Annotated in this window: 16 protein-coding genes and 1 other RNA gene; 10 read left to right on the top strand and 7 right to left on the bottom strand. The window is 30.8% G+C overall.

All coding sequences use genetic code 11. The annotated features are described in order from the left end of the window. Window positions 1-22: 22 nt before the first annotated feature. Complete coding sequence (locus tag AC5SLT_RS05015) at window positions 23-1,474, top strand: hypothetical protein (RefSeq protein WP_494591472.1); 1,452 nt, start codon at window positions 23-25, stop codon at window positions 1,472-1,474. Here AC5SLT_RS05015 and fumC read toward each other — a convergent pair. Beyond that, window positions 1,462-2,850 carry a class II fumarate hydratase gene (fumC, locus tag AC5SLT_RS05010; protein WP_494591469.1) on the bottom strand — a complete coding sequence of 463 codons (1,389 nt, stop codon included), beginning with the start codon at window positions 2,848-2,850 and terminating at the stop codon, window positions 1,462-1,464. The two genes, AC5SLT_RS05015 and fumC, sit on opposite strands and share 13 nt — an antisense overlap. Before the next feature lie 66 nt (window positions 2,851-2,916). On the opposite strand from fumC, the gene AC5SLT_RS05005 reads away from it, so the two are divergent. The 3 genes from AC5SLT_RS05005 to AC5SLT_RS04995 all read left to right on the top strand — a co-directional run bounded on the left by AC5SLT_RS05005 (window position 2,917) and on the right by AC5SLT_RS04995 (window position 5,719). Then, window positions 2,917-3,288: a pyrophosphohydrolase domain-containing protein gene (locus AC5SLT_RS05005; RefSeq protein ID WP_494591466.1), complete on the top strand. Its 372-nt coding sequence runs from the start codon at window positions 2,917-2,919 to the stop codon at window positions 3,286-3,288. Window positions 3,289-3,426: 138 nt separating this feature from the next. Beyond that, window positions 3,427-4,512, top strand: coding sequence for a GIY-YIG nuclease family protein (locus tag AC5SLT_RS05000; RefSeq protein ID WP_494591464.1), 1,086 nt, complete (start codon window positions 3,427-3,429; stop codon window positions 4,510-4,512). 379 nt (window positions 4,513-4,891) lie between these two features. Then, window positions 4,892-5,719 carry a hypothetical protein gene (locus AC5SLT_RS04995; RefSeq protein ID WP_494591462.1) on the top strand — a complete coding sequence of 276 codons (828 nt, stop codon included), beginning with the start codon at window positions 4,892-4,894 and terminating at the stop codon, window positions 5,717-5,719. 10 nt (window positions 5,720-5,729) lie between these two features. Here AC5SLT_RS04995 and AC5SLT_RS04990 read toward each other — a convergent pair whose 3' ends face one another. From AC5SLT_RS04990 to ssrA, 5 genes are all read right to left on the bottom strand, one after another. Next, complete coding sequence (locus AC5SLT_RS04990) at window positions 5,730-6,404, bottom strand: hypothetical protein (protein WP_494591460.1); 675 nt, start codon at window positions 6,402-6,404, stop codon at window positions 5,730-5,732. Window positions 6,405-6,698: 294 nt separating this feature from the next. Next, window positions 6,699-8,129 carry a bifunctional DNA primase/polymerase gene (locus AC5SLT_RS04985; RefSeq protein WP_494591458.1) on the bottom strand — a complete coding sequence of 477 codons (1,431 nt, stop codon included), beginning with the start codon at window positions 8,127-8,129 and terminating at the stop codon, window positions 6,699-6,701. Beyond that, on the bottom strand, window positions 8,119-8,421 hold the full coding sequence (locus tag AC5SLT_RS04980) for a hypothetical protein (protein ID WP_494591456.1): 303 nt from the start codon (window positions 8,419-8,421) through the stop codon (window positions 8,119-8,121). Before AC5SLT_RS04980 ends, AC5SLT_RS04985 begins: the two co-directional genes overlap by 11 nt. A 235-nt stretch (window positions 8,422-8,656) precedes the next feature. Then, window positions 8,657-9,652 carry a tyrosine-type recombinase/integrase gene (locus tag AC5SLT_RS04975; protein ID WP_494591454.1) on the bottom strand — a complete coding sequence of 332 codons (996 nt, stop codon included), beginning with the start codon at window positions 9,650-9,652 and terminating at the stop codon, window positions 8,657-8,659. 93 nt (window positions 9,653-9,745) lie between these two features. After that, window positions 9,746-10,047, bottom strand: a transfer-messenger RNA (tmRNA) gene (gene ssrA / locus AC5SLT_RS04970). Between the two features lie 4 nt (window positions 10,048-10,051). Between ssrA and thyX the strand changes: the two genes are divergently transcribed. Continuing rightward, on the top strand, window positions 10,052-10,999 hold the full coding sequence (gene thyX / locus AC5SLT_RS04965) for an FAD-dependent thymidylate synthase (protein WP_494591452.1): 948 nt from the start codon (window positions 10,052-10,054) through the stop codon (window positions 10,997-10,999). On the opposite strand, the gene AC5SLT_RS04960 is transcribed toward thyX, so the two are convergent. After that, window positions 10,980-11,855, bottom strand: a complete 876-nt coding sequence (locus AC5SLT_RS04960; protein WP_494591450.1) for an Mrp/NBP35 family ATP-binding protein — start codon at window positions 11,853-11,855, stop codon at window positions 10,980-10,982. The genes thyX and AC5SLT_RS04960 overlap by 20 nt on opposite strands. On the opposite strand from AC5SLT_RS04960, the gene hflK reads away from it, so the two are divergent. From hflK to miaA, 5 genes are read left to right on the top strand one after another with little or no spacing between them, the layout of a single operon-like run. Then, entirely contained in the window at window positions 11,856-12,956 is a 1,101-nt protein-coding gene (gene hflK, locus AC5SLT_RS04955; RefSeq protein ID WP_494591448.1) for an FtsH protease activity modulator HflK, read from the top strand. Continuing rightward, window positions 12,956-13,822 (top strand): protease modulator HflC, encoded by an 867-nt coding sequence (gene hflC, locus AC5SLT_RS04950; protein ID WP_494591446.1) that lies wholly within the window; start codon window positions 12,956-12,958, stop codon window positions 13,820-13,822. Before hflK ends, hflC begins: the two co-directional genes overlap by 1 nt. Window positions 13,823-13,831: 9 nt before the next feature. After that, a complete protein-coding gene (locus AC5SLT_RS04945; protein ID WP_006997904.1) occupies window positions 13,832-14,017 on the top strand; it encodes a DUF2065 domain-containing protein in 186 nt (61 codons plus the stop codon). A gap of 1 nt (window position 14,018) precedes the next feature. Next, window positions 14,019-15,431, top strand: coding sequence for a Do family serine endopeptidase (locus tag AC5SLT_RS04940; RefSeq protein ID WP_494591445.1), 1,413 nt, complete (start codon window positions 14,019-14,021; stop codon window positions 15,429-15,431). 2 nt (window positions 15,432-15,433) lie between these two features. After that, window positions 15,434-16,375 (top strand): tRNA (adenosine(37)-N6)-dimethylallyltransferase MiaA, encoded by a 942-nt coding sequence (gene miaA / locus AC5SLT_RS04935; RefSeq protein ID WP_494591444.1) that lies wholly within the window; start codon window positions 15,434-15,436, stop codon window positions 16,373-16,375. Window positions 16,376-16,389 lie beyond the last annotated feature (14 nt).

The raw sequence follows: 16,389 nt of genomic DNA, 5'->3' as shown, positions 1-16,389 counted from the left end.
ATTAAAACCTTCAATGTGATTTATGAAACAAATTGTTAAAAATTTTAATAACTTAATTAAAAAGACAATATTCAAACTTAAAAAAAAAACAAATAATAAGTTTCATGTTAGTACTTTTAATAAATATATAATAACCGCAATTAGTATATTATTTGCCTATATTTTTTATTTATTAATACCTCTATTGTATGACAAAAATTGGGTACAAAATAAGATTGTTAGTAAATTAAGCTCTGAATTTAATATAAATTTAACTAACTCTTTTGATATCTCATATCGCATTTTACCAAAACCTCATTATTTAATTAGAGACAGCAAAACTTCTTTAGCAGAGATTAAAACATTAAATGTTTTAATTAGTCAAAATAATTTTTTCAATAAGGATAGTATTAGAATAAACGAAGTATTTATTGAAGAGGCAAATTTTTCTTTATTAAGTAATGATTTAAAACCACTTTATAAAGACAGTGAAAATAAATTTTCTAAAAAAAAAATTAAAATTAATGATAGTAATGTTTTTTTTAAGAACAATTTAAACGAAGTAATTTCAATTATAAAAATCTCCAATGCATTTTTATTTTTTGATGAAAAAAATTTATTTAATCTTTTTGATTTAAAAGGAGAAATTTTTAATATACCTTTTGAATTAAATTATCAAAATACAATAAATTCACAAAAAAATATTAAGATAAAGGCTTCCGATATTAAACTTAAAATTATAGACAAATTTTTTAAAAAAGATGAAGATTTAAACAGTGGAATGAATAATATTTCTATACTAAATTCATCTATCAATACGAAATACAGTATTAAGGATCAAATAGTAATATTTCAATCAGATGGCTCTAAAACTCTTAACTCTAAAATAAACTATAATGGACAACTTGCAATAAATCCATTTGATCTAAATCTAAAAATTAATTTATACGATTATAAAATTTCAAATTTATTTACACCAAACTCTATAATCAACGAATTTATTAAATCAGGTTTATTATTTAATGAAAATATTAGTGTACACACTTTAGTAAATATTAAGTCTACAAAAAAAGATAAAATCTTTAATGAAGCTAAACTGAAGTTAAAAATTTTAAATGGCAAAATAAGTTTTGATAAATCAATATTTATCAACAATAATATTGGTTTAATAGAAGTTTCTAATAGTGATTTATTTTTAGAAAACGATAAATTAATTTTATCAGCTAATTTATCAATAGATATTAAAGATCCTGATAGATTGTATTCTTTTTTAAGCACCAATAAAAGATTAAGAAAAGATATTAAAAACATCAAGCTAAATATAATTTATGATTTTCTGGGTAATGAAATTACTTTTAAAAATATTAAGATAGATGACAACAAGGTGAGTGATCAATTCTATAATATAGCTGAGGGTTTTAATGATAATAGTTCTAATAATTTGACTAAAAGTAGAAGATTATTAAACGAACTAATAGGTCTTTATGAGGGGTAGATCATTTTTTTAGGATCTACTATTTTCTCATAATCTTTTTCATCAACAAGACCTGTTTTAAGAGTTTCATGTTTTAGTGTTGTCCCATTTTTTAAAGCAGTCTTTGCAATTTTTGCTGCATTATCATATCCAATGTGCGGGGCTAGCGCTGTTACTAGCATTAAAGAATTATCCAGATGCTCTTTAATTCTTTTCTTGTTAGCTTTTATTCCTTTAACACAATAAATTGCAAAATTTTTAGTACTATCAGCAATAAGATCTATCGATTGAAGTACATTATGAGCAATCATTGGCTTAAATACATTCAATTCAAAATGCCCGTGCGATCCAGCAATTGTAATTCCAGTATGATTGCCTATTACTTTGGCACAAACCATTGTTACTGCCTCACATTGAGTAGGGTTAACTTTTCCTGGCATAATAGATGAACCAGGTTCATTTTCTGGCAATATTAATTCACCATATCCAGCACGTGGCCCTGAACCTAAAAATCTCACATCATTTGATATTTTCATTAATGCAACAGCACAAGTATTTAGTGTACCTGAAAAATTTACAATAGAGTCGTGAGCTGCAAGTTCTGCAAATTTATTTGGAGCTGGTTTAAAGGGGATTTTTGTATATTTAGCAATCTCTTTAACAATTTTTTTATCAAAACCTTTTTTAGAGTTTATACCCGTCCCAACAGCCGTCCCGCCTTGCGCTAAAAAATATACTTCTTTAAGTGAAAGCTCTACTCTTTCAATGCATTTTTTTAGCTGTACCTGGTAGCCTGAAAATTCTTGCCCAAGTGATAATGGTGTTGCATCTTGTAAATGGGTTCTACCAATTTTAATAATATTTTTAAATTCTTTAGATTTTTTTGCTAATTCTTTTTCTAAAATTTTTAAGTTAGGTAATAGTTTTGATATAGTCTCTTGAGCAACGGATATATGCATAGCTGTTGGAAAAACATCATTTGTTGATTGAGATTTATTTACATGATCATTTGGATGAACTGGTTTTTTTGAACCTTTTTTTCCACCCAATATTTCAATTGCTCTGTTTGCAATTACCTCATTAACATTCATATTAGTTTGTGTGCCAGATCCTGTTTGCCAAACCTTTAGAGGAAAATTTTCATCTAGTTTTCCTTTAATAACTTCATCTGAAGCTTTAATTATTGAATTAGTAATTTTTTTATTTATTTGCTTTTCTTTATAATGCACTAAAGCAGCAGATCTTTTAATGATCGCAATAGATTTTATTATAGAAATATTAACTAAAATTTTTCCAATATTAAAAAACTTATTAGACCTTTGAGTTGATGCACCCCAATATTTATCACTAGGTACATTGATGTTTCCAATACTGTCAAACTCTTTTCTTAATTTCATTGATTAATATATAATTAGTAATTTAATATACTTATATATTAATTTTTAAAAACTTACAGGAGCTAAATGTCAAATTTTAACAAAGTAAAAACTTTTATGGAAACCTTTGGTCAAGAAGTCAAAACTAAGCCATCTTTTAGCACTGATAAGATCAATAGTCTTAGATATGATTTAATAAAAGAGGAATTAGAAGAGCTTAAAGAAGCAATGGAAAATAAAGATCTTTTAGAAGTTGCAGATGCTTTAACAGACATATTGTATGTCACTTATGGGGCTGGACATGCGTTTGGTATTGATCTTGATAAGTGCTTTGAGGAAGTGCAAAACTCAAATATGAGTAAGTTAGGTGAAGATGGTAAACCAATTTATAACGAATCTGGAAAAGTTATGAAGGGCCCTAAATATTTTAAACCTGATCTAACTAAATTTATAAATTAGTAGGGGCGTTCTGTTACCCGGTGCCCCGGACCGTGCTTCTATAATCCTTATTTTGCAACGAAGTTGATTTAGCAAACAGCAGAAGTTTGGATGAAATTACGAGTCAATTACGAGTCAGTTTTGTGCTAAAATTTATAAATGAGAAAGGCTAAACCACCTGGATACTGGACTCCAGAAAGAGTTAAAGAAAAAGTTAATAAACATAAAACGCTGAAGGGTTTTTTCACTAAAGATTTTGATGCATATAGTGCTGCCTCCAGATTAAAAATATTCAAGGAAGTAACTAAAAATTTGTCTAGAGAGCAATTTTCAGCTGGTCATTGGACAAAGAAAACTGTGAAGGAAGCAATTAAAGACTTTGAAACCTTTAAGCAATGGCAAGAGAAAGATAAAAAATCATATGCTGCAGCTACAAGACTTAAATTATTAAATAATGAAGATGTTGTTGGACACTTAATTAAAGTTAAAGGTCAACCAATTTCTAAATGGTCAAAAAAAGCAGTGCTTGAAGATGCTTTATTAGATGATAGTAGATCAGCTTGGAAGTTACGTTCACCTGGAGCTTACCGTGCGTCACGAGACAGAGGCTATTTTGAAGAAGCAGTCAAGCATATGACCTTGGTGGGCAACAAATATAAGCGATGTATATATAGTATAGAAATTAAGGATGAAAATAAGATCTATATAGGATTAAGCCAACACTTTAAAACTAGAATGAATGTCCATTTAAAAAGTGAAAGATTCAAAAAATATAAACAGGAGGAGTTAATCATGACTCAACTTACAGACTATATTGATCGTGAAAAAGCTGCACAACTTGAAGGAAATTTGATAAAACAAAAAGAAGACGAGGGTTACAATTTATTAAATAAAGATAGGGGTGGAGGTTTAGGTGGAGCAATTCTTGAATGGACAAAAGATAAGGTTTTAGAGTCCGCAAAAAAAGAACAACATAAAGTTAGATGGAAAGAAAACGAACCAGGTGCATATCATGCAGCAAGAAAAGGTGAATATTTAGAGGAAGCTGTTGCACATATGGAAGTTTTAAACCCCAAAGGAAAATGGTCAGAAAAAGAAGATGTCCTAGCTGATGCAAAACAATATGATTACCGTTATGAATGGCAAGATGCTTCTGTTGGTGCTTATGAAGCAGCAAAAAATAATGAATGGTTTGAAGAAGCAGTTGCTCACATGCCTAGGCGAGGACCAAATAAGAAAAAGTAGTCTAAAATTACGAGTCAGCTACGAATAAAAGTAATCTAGATCTTAATCAACATTATAAATAAAGAGAAGTAGAAGTTTCTGTAGGGGCGTTCTGTTACCCGGTGCCGTGGACCTGGCTTCATGAATCTTGGTCAAAACCAACAGCTTCAGCTATTATTCTATGTTTTGTGAACTCAATATTCAAGGATTAATAACGACTCCAAAACGTCCTTTATAGGAGGACGGAGTCGATGTTTGTCCTGTTGGACTCGCAGGTACATCAATAGAGGTACCAACTGGGATAGGAACTATCTTTAAGATTGGAACCTTAACCCCGGATATATAAAAAGGAGTATCTTCTACCCTCTATTATATAGTCTGTTTGGCTTAGACCTAGAGGTTGAAATATTTTTTAAAAAATTTTATTTCAATTACATCACCTAGACACCTAGTTATAAGTTTGATACCATTTTTATACGTGCTTTCAAAATATTTTTATCCTAAAAAAGTTAACAATTTAATTAGACTTGGTAATAAATTAGATGGTGGCTATATTTTTAATAAAAAATCTCTTTTAAAATGCAAATATTGTTTAACATTTGGCTTGGGTGATAACTTTACCTTTGAAAGTGATTTAAAAAAAATTAATCCAAAAATAAAAATTGAAGTTTATGATCATACTGTAGATTATAAATTTTGGATTAAACATTTTTTTTATTGGCTTTGGAAATCTATTAGATTTAGAAAATATTTAAATTTTCTAAATTTTGTAAAATATATTTATTTTTTTTATATAAAAGAAAATATACACTTAAAAAAAAAAGTTGGATCTAGTCAAAATACTTTGTCTAAAATTTTAGAAAGATCAAAATTTGATCCATTATATACACTATTAAAAATTGATATAGATGGAGATGAATATAAAATAATAAATGAAATTAAAAATTATAATTTTTTTGGTCTAATAATAGAATTTGAGAATTTAAATAAGAATTTTAAAAAAGTAGAAAAATTTATTTGTAATAATAAAAATCTTGAATTAATTCATATTCATGGTAATAATTTTTCGTCTGTAATAGATCACATACCAGACTCCATAGAATTATCCTTTGTAAATAAAAATTTTGCAGATGTGAGAAAAAAAAATCATAAAAAATATCCAATCAAAAATTTAGATTATCCCAATAACATTATGAAAAAAGATATAGAATTAATATTTAAGAAATAATCTTAATTTTTTATTTTGGGTTCTTTCCTAGTGTTCTCTTGAGAAGATCGTTAACCAGGCTTCTCTCAGACTCATTCAAATCTGCAATAGCAACACCAACTTTAAAATAATCTGCAAGATTGATCTGCTTTGGTTTTACAGGCTCTTTATCTTTACGGTATTGACTAAGATCCACCACTTTACCACCACCTGCAAGATTAAGTGTGCTCATTATCCCTGACATAGCGATGTCTATTTTTTGTAATGCACCAGACAAGATCATGTCCTGCATTCTTTGTTTTTTTAGTCTTGCGTCTGGATCACCACCCAATTCAAACTCTTCTTTTTCATCAAGGAATTTATCAAGGTCTATGTTTATCGGGATCTTTCCTTTTTTCTTCTGTTCCTCAAAATACTTCTTATCCTCGTCGTCTGTGGTTCCGGCTACACGGATCATGGAACTTGGATCACTGCCTTTGATCTTTATTTTTTTTTTATGTGTTGAATTGAAATGACCTTTTTCAAAAGGTGTCATGGTTTTGTAAATTAATTCAAAATCATTTTTAGGGTTATCGTAACTAACCATATTTTTATTATTCATATGTTTTGGCTTATCCATTTTGGTATCTGAGAAATTATATAACTGCCTCTCTATAAATTCTTGTTGGTTTTCAATGTAAGGGTTACTTTGAATTATTTTCTTCATTTGTTGTGTTTCCTTATCTATTCCATTTATTTGGGGTAAGTGGAGGTAAGTTTTAAAACCTCTCGATTACCTTTCAAAACTTGTTCAGACAGGACGGAGTCGACCGAAGTCGGCTTCCTATCCGCCCCACCTGCGAAAAATCAAACCTAAGAAAGATGGAATAAAATTTCTTATGTTTAATGCAGTATACCATTTATGGAATCCAACCTGTAGTAATAAGTAAAAAAAAATATATTTTTGCCAGATAGATTTTGAAGTGTCTGTCTGTCTGTTGTTTTTTTTATCCTATTAATACTAAAATGCATTTTTAAATTTTTCATGATGTTCATCCATTGTTTTTCTAACTGCTTTTGCAACTCCGGTTTCGTCAGCATTTCTAAGTTTAAGAATTTCTCTAGAAAATTTCCACAGTCTTACGTCTTTAGTATGTACATTTATTTTAACAGGAACTGCACCCATGTGTGTCTGCATATGTTCAACTAATTTACGTCGTTCAAATGATACGTGTTTCCTAACTAATAGGGCAGTAATAGTTTCTAGTTTGGTGTACAAGCAATCATCTTCTTTATTGTGCCATACTCCCATCCCATGCCCTATACCCATGTCTTTATCAAATTGATTATCGTTACGATTAAAGTATTCAATTATTTGTAGACCTATACTTTGATAATAAGAAGCATCTATTGGCACTTCCACCTTTTCAACATCTTTTAAAAGATCAGCTATTATTCCTTTCCAATCTTTAGGTGTAACAACAGGTGCTACTTCATAACAATTCTCTAAAATTAGAATTGATAACTTTGTATAAGACAGCAGCATTGCACTATCCATGATCGTGATCCATGTATCTTTATATTTTAACTTCCAATATTTAGGTTCACTCTCATACACTTTAAGTGCCGTGAAACATGAACCACTGTCCTTGACTCCAACCCACTCAAATAATGATGCTACAGTTTTTACAGAACAATCTAAAATTTCAGCAAGCTTAGGAAAACCAAAATTTTTAGTTTTAGGATTTTTAGCATTAGTACCTTTTGCCATTCTTTTATTTGCTTCATCATCACCAGAACGAAAGGCAAGACTATAAACAAAGTTATTTATATTATTTTCATCCCAATCGGTATGTTGACTCAAAACCCCTGCTATTGCAGTACAATAATCGTCTCTAGAGCCTGTAGCAGGGTAAAGAATACTTAATGCAGCACTTAACACTATGATTGAAATATCTTCTTCTAAGTTACCAGCATATGGATTGATACCCGCAAATTTATTCCACTCAACATTTTCGTTATCAACTATTGAACCGGGAGCTATTGATTGGTGACCGTTACCACTTCTAATTTCCAATAATGTATTTCCATGTGGAAATCCTTTGCAGTAATTCTCTAACTCTTCTGGCAGTTTATATTTAAAATATTTAGATTCTCCTAAAAATAAGTAATGACTCATAGGGTTACTTTCACGACCATATATGGCACCACAAGATTTAAGATAAACTTCAATAAATTTTTTAACTATGTGATTGTCAATATCAATGTCGGTTTTACCACCTAGCTTTAAACCAATATTATGTGAAATATATTTGTCATTCCATTCATCTTTTTTAATTACTTTATTTTGCCACTTACTAAGTATTGGTATCTTATTATCGCAAGGTGTTATGTCATGTCCTTGTTCTAAATAGTCCAGTGGTATTTTTAGGGCTCCATTATTAAAGGTCATTGTCGCCTCCATTTTTTCTAGAATTGTTTATGTATTTAGCAAGCTTTTCACACTGCAGTTCTTTCTCTACCAGCAGGTAAGCCAGTCTATCCATTATTACATAAGCTCTTTTTGTAAGTTGATACAAGTTTTTATATGGAACTTTATCGTGTTCACAAGGTGTCGGTATTGGCAGTTTCCGAGTATAACTGAATGCTTTCTTTACACCCGGCGACTTTGGATATCTTTTGTGTGTTGGTATTTCTTTTAATCCTTTTGAATTTAACGGATTATACTTTTTATTATTTGACATATTTTACTCCATTTGATTTTTCAATTATGGAAATCTCACTTCCTTTGGAGATAATGTTTCGTGATTAATTTTTTCGTGGTTCCTACTTTTACAAGTTTTTTAATTGGTAGCTTCCAATGCAATATTAATACCATGATAAGTGTAATTTACCAATGCCAAGAGCACATACCTAATTCAAGGTAACTATTCCATTTTGGTATGCCTCATTATCCTATGAGTCAAAAGGTGCAATTAATTATTTAAAATTAACAACATTATTTATTTTCTCTAATAAATCTTCTGCTTTAATTCTTGTATATCTTTTTAATTGGCTCCAATCTTTATGACCACTTACTGTAGATACTTCGGCAATGCTCCAACCATTCAATAAAGCATTAGTACAAAAACAAGCTCTCAAATCATGGAATCTAAAATCTGCAATTCCTGCTCTCTTACAAGCTATGGTGAAATGTTTCCTTAATCTTCTAGCTATAATATTAAAAATATGAGATCCAAATCTATACTTCTTTAATATATTCAAAACATTATCAGGTGCAGGTATGGTTCTATTTTCACCGTTCTTTGTATCCATAAAAAGAATTAATTTTTTATCAAAATCAATATGCTCTTTTTTAAGTCTAAGTATTTCACCTTGTCTTGCACCTGTGGAATAAGCAAAAACCACAATATCTTCTAAAATGTTCAAATGTGAGTCTCGGCAAGACTCTAGGAGCGACGTATATTCTGATTTAGATAGTATTCGGTCTCTAGTATCATTAACTTTTGGCAGTGTTACCATATCGCAAGGATTGTCTGCTGGAAGATTAATTCCCCATTCTTTCTTAGCAACACGCCACGCATGACAAATTAAATTAACATACTTTTTAATAGTACTAGGTGCTCTAGTATTCCCCAACTCAAGCATTAGCTTATGAATATGATGCGACTTCAAACGCATTAAACTATTCAAACTTATCTTATGATTTATTAGATAATTAATTGTATAGGTTTCTTCTCTAGCACCTTTTTTTAATACGGTTTTTTCATCTCTATATTTAACTAAAATTTCTTTTAAAGTTATTCCTCTTGCACCAGAATAATCTTCAAAGATTTGCCGTTCCATTTGAGACTCAACATCTTTGCAAAATTTCTTAGCATCTTTAATTGTGGAGAATGATTTGAAAACTCTAGGATATCCTTTTTTATTTATTTCAACTTTGAATTTGCCACGCTTAACTCTTATGTATGCCATAACGACTATTCCACTTTCTAAATAACGTCCTATGAACGTCTTTTTGATTATTTTTTTCTGGAAGCGTTGATATGATTAAAGAATCATTTAGCAAGTAGGGGCGTTCTGTTACCCGGTGCCCCAGACCGTGCTTCTATAATTAACCTAAGTTAATTATGCAGCAATAGCGTAACTTTCGTTAGCATTTAAAGTTTAGCCCGTTACGGTGGAACAATCCCGAACGAAAGAATAGCCTTTAGTCACCCGTCGATCCTATTTCACCCCCGTAAGTTGTAAATGGTGGAGGTGGTGGGTACTGCCCCCACGTCCGTAATGGTTATTACGAAATTCGTTTATCGTCGTAGTTGGCAAGCCAACACTATTACTATAAAAGCATTTGAGAGAGATTCAATAAAAATCATGAAATTAACTAAAGAACAATCAAAAGAGATCAAAGATCAACAAGGTCAGCAAAATCAAACGAAAAGGGTTACTGCCCCAGCGCTTGAAAATATTCTGTATGAGGCAATGCCAGCATTAGACCATGGTTTTGTAAGAGTTATTGATTACATGGGAGATGACACTTCAATTGTTCAGTCAGCTAGAGTTTCATATGGAAAAGGAACCAAAAAAGTTTCAACAGATGCAGGTTTAATTAAATATTTAATGAGACATTGGCACAGCACTCCATTTGAAATGTGTGAAATCAAATATCATGTGAAGCTTCCAATTTTTATTGCTCGTCAATGGATAAGACATAGAACAGCAAATGTTAATGAGTACTCAGCTAGGTATTCAATTTTAGATAAAGAATTTTATTTGCCATCTGCAGAAAATTTAGCAGCTCAATCTTCAAGCAACAGACAAGGTAGAGGTGATGTTATTGAAGGTGAACAAGCAAAAGAAGTTTTAGAACTTTTAAAAAATGATGCTGAACAAACTTATGACAACTATGAGATGATGCTCAATCAAAGATTTGATGGATCAACGATTGATGAAAATAAAAAAGGGTTAGCAAGAGAACTTGCAAGAATGAATTTAACTTTAAACACTTATACCCAGTGGTATTGGAAAACTGATTTATTAAACTTAATGAATTTTTTAAGATTAAGAGCTGATAGTCATGCTCAGTATGAAATAAGAGTTTATGCTGACATCATGTTAAATACTGTTAAGAAATGGGTACCTATAACTTATGATGCGTTCATGGATTATAGAGTAGGGGGCACAGAAGTTTCAGCTAAAGGAAAAATTATCATTCAAAAACTTATTAAAGGTGAGGATGTTAATCCAGATAGTTCAGGCTTATCCAAAAGAGAATGGAATGAACTTATGGTTTCTTTTGATCTTAAAGATAAGTTGATTTAATTTTTCTAGCAAAGTCTAAATATATTTTAGAAATTTCGTGTTCAGGATTAGCTTCAACAATCGGCTTTCCTTCATCTCCACATTTTCCAACCTCAGGATTTATTGGAATTTCTCCTAAAAATTCTTTTTCAAATTCATCTGCAGTTCGCTTAACCCCACCTTCACCAAATATTTTATATTTTTTACCATCATCACCAGTGAAATAGCTCATGTTATCAACTAAACCCAAGATCTTAACTCCAAGCTTGTCAAACATTTTAATCCCTCTTTTAACATCAAGAAGAGCTACTTCTTGAGGAGTTGAGACAATAATTGCTCCATCCATCTTAATTTCTTGAGAAAAAGTTAATTGGGTATCTCCAGTTCCTGGAGGCATATCAACAATGATAAAATCTAAATCTTTCCAACCAACTTTTTGTGTAAATGTTTTAATTGCACTAGTAACCATAGGTCCACGCCAAATCATTGGAGTTTGCTGGTCTGCAAGAAAACCAATGGACATACATTGAATGTCATATTTTGTAATTGGAGTTAAGGTTTGACCATCACTTTTTGGTTTTTCATTAATATCAAACATCTTTGGAATTGAAGGACCATAAATATCAGCGTCAAGTAAACCAACTTTGCAGCCAATTTGTTTTAATGCTAAAGCAAGGTTGGTTGCAAAAGTTGATTTTCCAACTCCTCCTTTTGCACTTGAAACAGCTATTGTAAATTTTGTTCCTAAAATTGGGTTCTTTGTGAACTTTCTAGGTTCCAGTTTTTTTTTCATTGCGTCACTTAGTTCTGGGTTTTTATCTGTCATATTTTTATCATTACTTGTTTTTTGTGAGAAAGACATTATATACTTTGTCATATGTCAGACGATTTTCAAAGTAGAGGCGGAAGCCCATGGGGAACACCTCCAGGAGGAGGAAATGGTTCGGGAAAAGGACCTACACCACCTGATATAGATGCAATCATTAGAGATATTCAAAGTAAAATAAATAAATTTTTACCTGGTGGAAGCTCATCAGGAGGAAAACCAATTATATTAGTTCTAATTATTTTAGCCTTCGTATGGTTAGCAAGTGGCCTATATAGAGTACTTCCAGATGAACAAGGTGTTGTTCTTAGATTTGGTAAGTTTATTAAAACTACACAACCAGGATTAAATTATCATATTCCTTTTCCAGTAGAGGCTGTTGAAACACCAAAAGTTACAAAAGTTAATAGAATGGATATTGGTTTTAGATCTGAAAGAGAAAGTGGTTTTTCACAAGGTGGAGGAGTGGCAGATATCCCTCAAGAAAGTTTAATGTTAACAGGGGATGAAAATATTGTTAATATTGATTTTTCAGTATTCTGGATAATTAAAGATGCAGGAAAATTCTTATTTGAGGTCCAAGACCCAGAAAGTACAGTGAAAGCTGCTGCAGAAACTGCAATGAGAGAAGTTGTTGCTAAAAGTAATATTCAATCAATTTTAACCGAAGGAAGAGCTAAAATTGAAATTGAAACACAAGAAATTATTCAAAAGATATTAGATGAATACAATAGTGGTATTCAAGTAACTCAAGTACAAACGCAAAAAGCAGACCCACCTAATCAAGTAATTGATTCTTTTAGAGACGTGCAAGCTGCAAGAGCGGATATGGAAAGATCAAAAAATGAAGCTGAAGCTTATGCAAACGATGTGATCCCAAGAGCTAGAGGAGAAGCTGCAAAAATTATGCAAGCAGCTGAAGCTTATAAACAACAAGTGGTTGCTCAAGCAGAAGGTGAAGCTAGCAGATTCGTATCTATCTATGAAGAGTATGCAAAAGCAAAAGAAGTTACACAAGAAAGAATGTACTTAGAGACAATGGAAAAAGTTTTAGCTGATATTGATAAAGTAATTATAGAAAAAAATGCAGGTTCAGGTGTGGTGCCGTATTTGCCATTACCAGAGCTAGGTAAAAAAAAGGCAAGTAACTAATGAAAGTACAAAAAATTTTATTACCAATAATTATTGCATTAGGAGCGCTAGCGTTTCTATCTATGTTTATAGTTAAAGAGACAAACCAAGCGATTGTTCTCCAATTTGGTGATCCTAAAAGAATTATTACAAAACCAGGTTTAAATTTTAAAATTCCTTTTATTCAAAACGTAGTTTTTCTAGATACAAGAATTTTAAATTTAGATACACCACCAGAAGAAGTTATTGCATCAGATCAAAAGCGTTTAATTGTTGATGCATTTGCAAGATTTAGAATTGTAGATCCTTTAAAATTTTATATTTCAGTTGGAAATGAAAGAGTTGCAAGATCAAGATTAGCAACGATTATTAACTCAAGACTGAGAAATGTACTAGGTCAGCAAGAATTACAAACCTTACTTTCAAAAGACAGAACTAAACAAATGGCTTTAATACAAGAAGGTGTAAATACTGAAGCTGAAAGTTTTGGAATTAAAATAGTAGATGTTAGAATTAAAAGAGCGGACCTTCCACAAGCAAACAGTGATGCAATTTACAGAAGAATGCAGACTGAAAGGGAAAGAGAAGCAAAAGAGTTTAGAGCAAAAGGTGCTGAGATGGCAGTTACAATTACTTCAACTGCAGACAAAGATGTTTCTGTAATTTTAGCAAATGCTAATAAAGAATCTGAAATCATGAAGGGTCAAGGTGATGGTGAAAGAAATAAGATCTTTGCAGAAGCCTTTGGAAGAGATGCAGAATTTTTTGCTTTCTACAGAGCGATGCAAGCCTATGAAACTGCTTTAATTGGTGGACAGACATCTTTAATTTTATCACCCGACAGTGAATTCTTTAAATTTTTTGGTAACATAAAACCTAAAAATTAATCTAAAATAATGAAAGAGCTAATTATAGCTTTTGGACTTTTTCTTTTTATAGAAGGAATTTTATATGCCTTATTTCCATCAAAAATGAAAAGTATGTTAAAAAAAATGGAGATGATAAAAGATTCACAATTAAGAAGTGGTGGGTTAATTTTTGCAGTTATAGGTTTTATAATTATTTGGTATATAAAAAGTTAAAATGAACAGAATTAAAGAATTATTTATTATATTTTTTGCAATAAGTTTTGCATCACAAGTATTAGCAAAAGATGCACCAGCATCATTTGCGGATCTGGCTGAAAAATTAATGCCATCTGTTGTAAACATTTCTACAACAACAACAGTTACTACAAATTCTAATCCATTTCCTGGTTTTCAGTTTCCCCCAGGATCACCTTTTGAAGATATGTTCAAAGAATTTGGAACACCTCAAACAAGGAAGTCTGCTGCACTAGGTTCAGGATTTATAATAGAAGAGAGTGGAATTGTAATCACTAACAATCATGTTATTCAAAATGCAGAGGATATTTTAGTTCGAGTTGATGGTGATAAAGAATATAAAGCAACGGTTGTTGGTGCTGATCCTTTATCTGATATTGCAGTCCTTCAAATAAACTCAAAAGAAAAATTTACACCAGTTAAATTTGGAAATTCTGATCAAGCAAGAATTGGTGATTGGGTTATTGCAATTGGCAATCCTTTTGGCTTAGGAGGAACGGTTACTGCAGGAATAATATCAGCAAGAAATAGATCAATCGGTCTGTCTCGTTATGAAGATTACATTCAAACAGATGCATCAATAAACTCAGGAAACTCAGGCGGACCTTTATTTGATATGAATGGTGATGTAATTGGAATTAACACAGCAATTTTGGGTAAAGGTGGTTCTATTGGGATAGGTTTTTCGATACCATCGAACGATGCAAAAAGAGTTGTAAATCAATTAATAGAATTTGGTGAAACTAAAAGAGGATGGCTGGGTGTTAGAATTCAGGTAGTTTCTGAAGAAATAGCTGAAGTTGAAAAATTAGATGAACCTCGAGGAGCATTAGTTGCTAGTGTTGCAGAAAATAGCCCATCTGACAAAGCAGGAATTAAAGCAGGAGACATTATATTAGAGTTTAATAATACTAAAATTAAAGAGATGAAAGAATTACCAATAATTGTTGCGCAAACAGAAGTTGGTAAAACTGTAGATGTTAAAATCTGGAGAAATAAAAGAGAGATTACTAAAAAAATTAAACTAGGAAGGCTTGAAACTTCAGAGGATTTTAAAGTAGAAAAAAAAGAAACCAAAGAAGAAACACCTGAAACTTCTGAAATTAAATCTTTAAAAATAACTGTAAGACCATTGAATGATGAAGATATTGAGCAAAGAAAATTACCCAATCAAACAACAGGTTTAGTTATAACAAATATTGGAAAAAATAGCCCAATTGATTACTTAAATGTTGGAGATGTTATTGTTGAAGCTCAAAAGAAAAAAGTAAAATCTACTAAAGATCTTGAAGATATTGTAGGCACTGTTTTAAAATCTAATCAAAAAACTATTTTGATTGTAATTTATAACAATCAAAACCAAAGAAGATATATTGGTGTTAAGCTAGATTAATAATGGACAAACAGTCCAAAATTATTCTGATTTCAGGACCGACTGCATCAGGTAAATCAAATTTTGCTTTAAAGATTGCAAAAAAAATTGAAGGAGAAATCATCAATGCTGACAGTATGCAGGTTTACAAAAAATTAAGAATATTAACTGCAAGACCCAACAAGCAAGAACAAAAAAATATTAAACATCATCTATATGGATTTGTTGATTTAAATGAAAAATTTTCAGCTGGACAATGGTTAGAACTCACAATTAAAAAAATTAAAAATATTCAAAAAAAGAAAAAAATTCCAATTTTAGTTGGTGGAACAGGTCTATATTTTCAATCATTAATCAATGGACTAGTTAAAATTCCAGAGATACCTCTTAAGTTTAGAAACAAAGTTAGACTAATGTCTAAAAAAGAAGGACAAAAAAAATTTTATAAAAAACTTTTAAAACTTGATCCTAAAATCAAAGACAAATTTGATCCAAATGATACTCAAAGATCCATAAGAGCTTATGAGATTAAATCTTACACAAATATATCTATGTATGATTGGTTAGCTAAGACTAAATCTGAATTTAATGATAGTGATTTTTTAAAACTCTATATTGAAACAAAAAGAAAAAAACTTGTTGAAAGAATTGATTTAAGAACTTCTAGCATGGTAAATAATGGAGCCATTTCTGAAGTTAAAAAATTTCTTAAACTAAAAATTAAAAAGGATCAGAGTGTAAACAAGGTAATTGGGATTGCCGAATTGACACAGTATCTAAATCATGAAATTACCTTGGATGAAGCAGAAGAGTTAATATCAATTAAAACAAGACAATACGCTAAAAGACAAGCGACTTGGGCAAGAACTAGGATGACATCTTGGATTAAAATTGATCCAATCAAATTAGATGGTTATATAAAAAAATTAAAAAAATCTTCTCTTAAACTTGACCAATTAACATAAAGTCCGATAGATTG

Source organism: Candidatus Pelagibacter sp. PS_11 (assembly GCF_059417975.1).
Note: the sequence above shows the minus strand (reverse complement) of the source record. Positions and strands in the feature narration are given on the sequence as shown.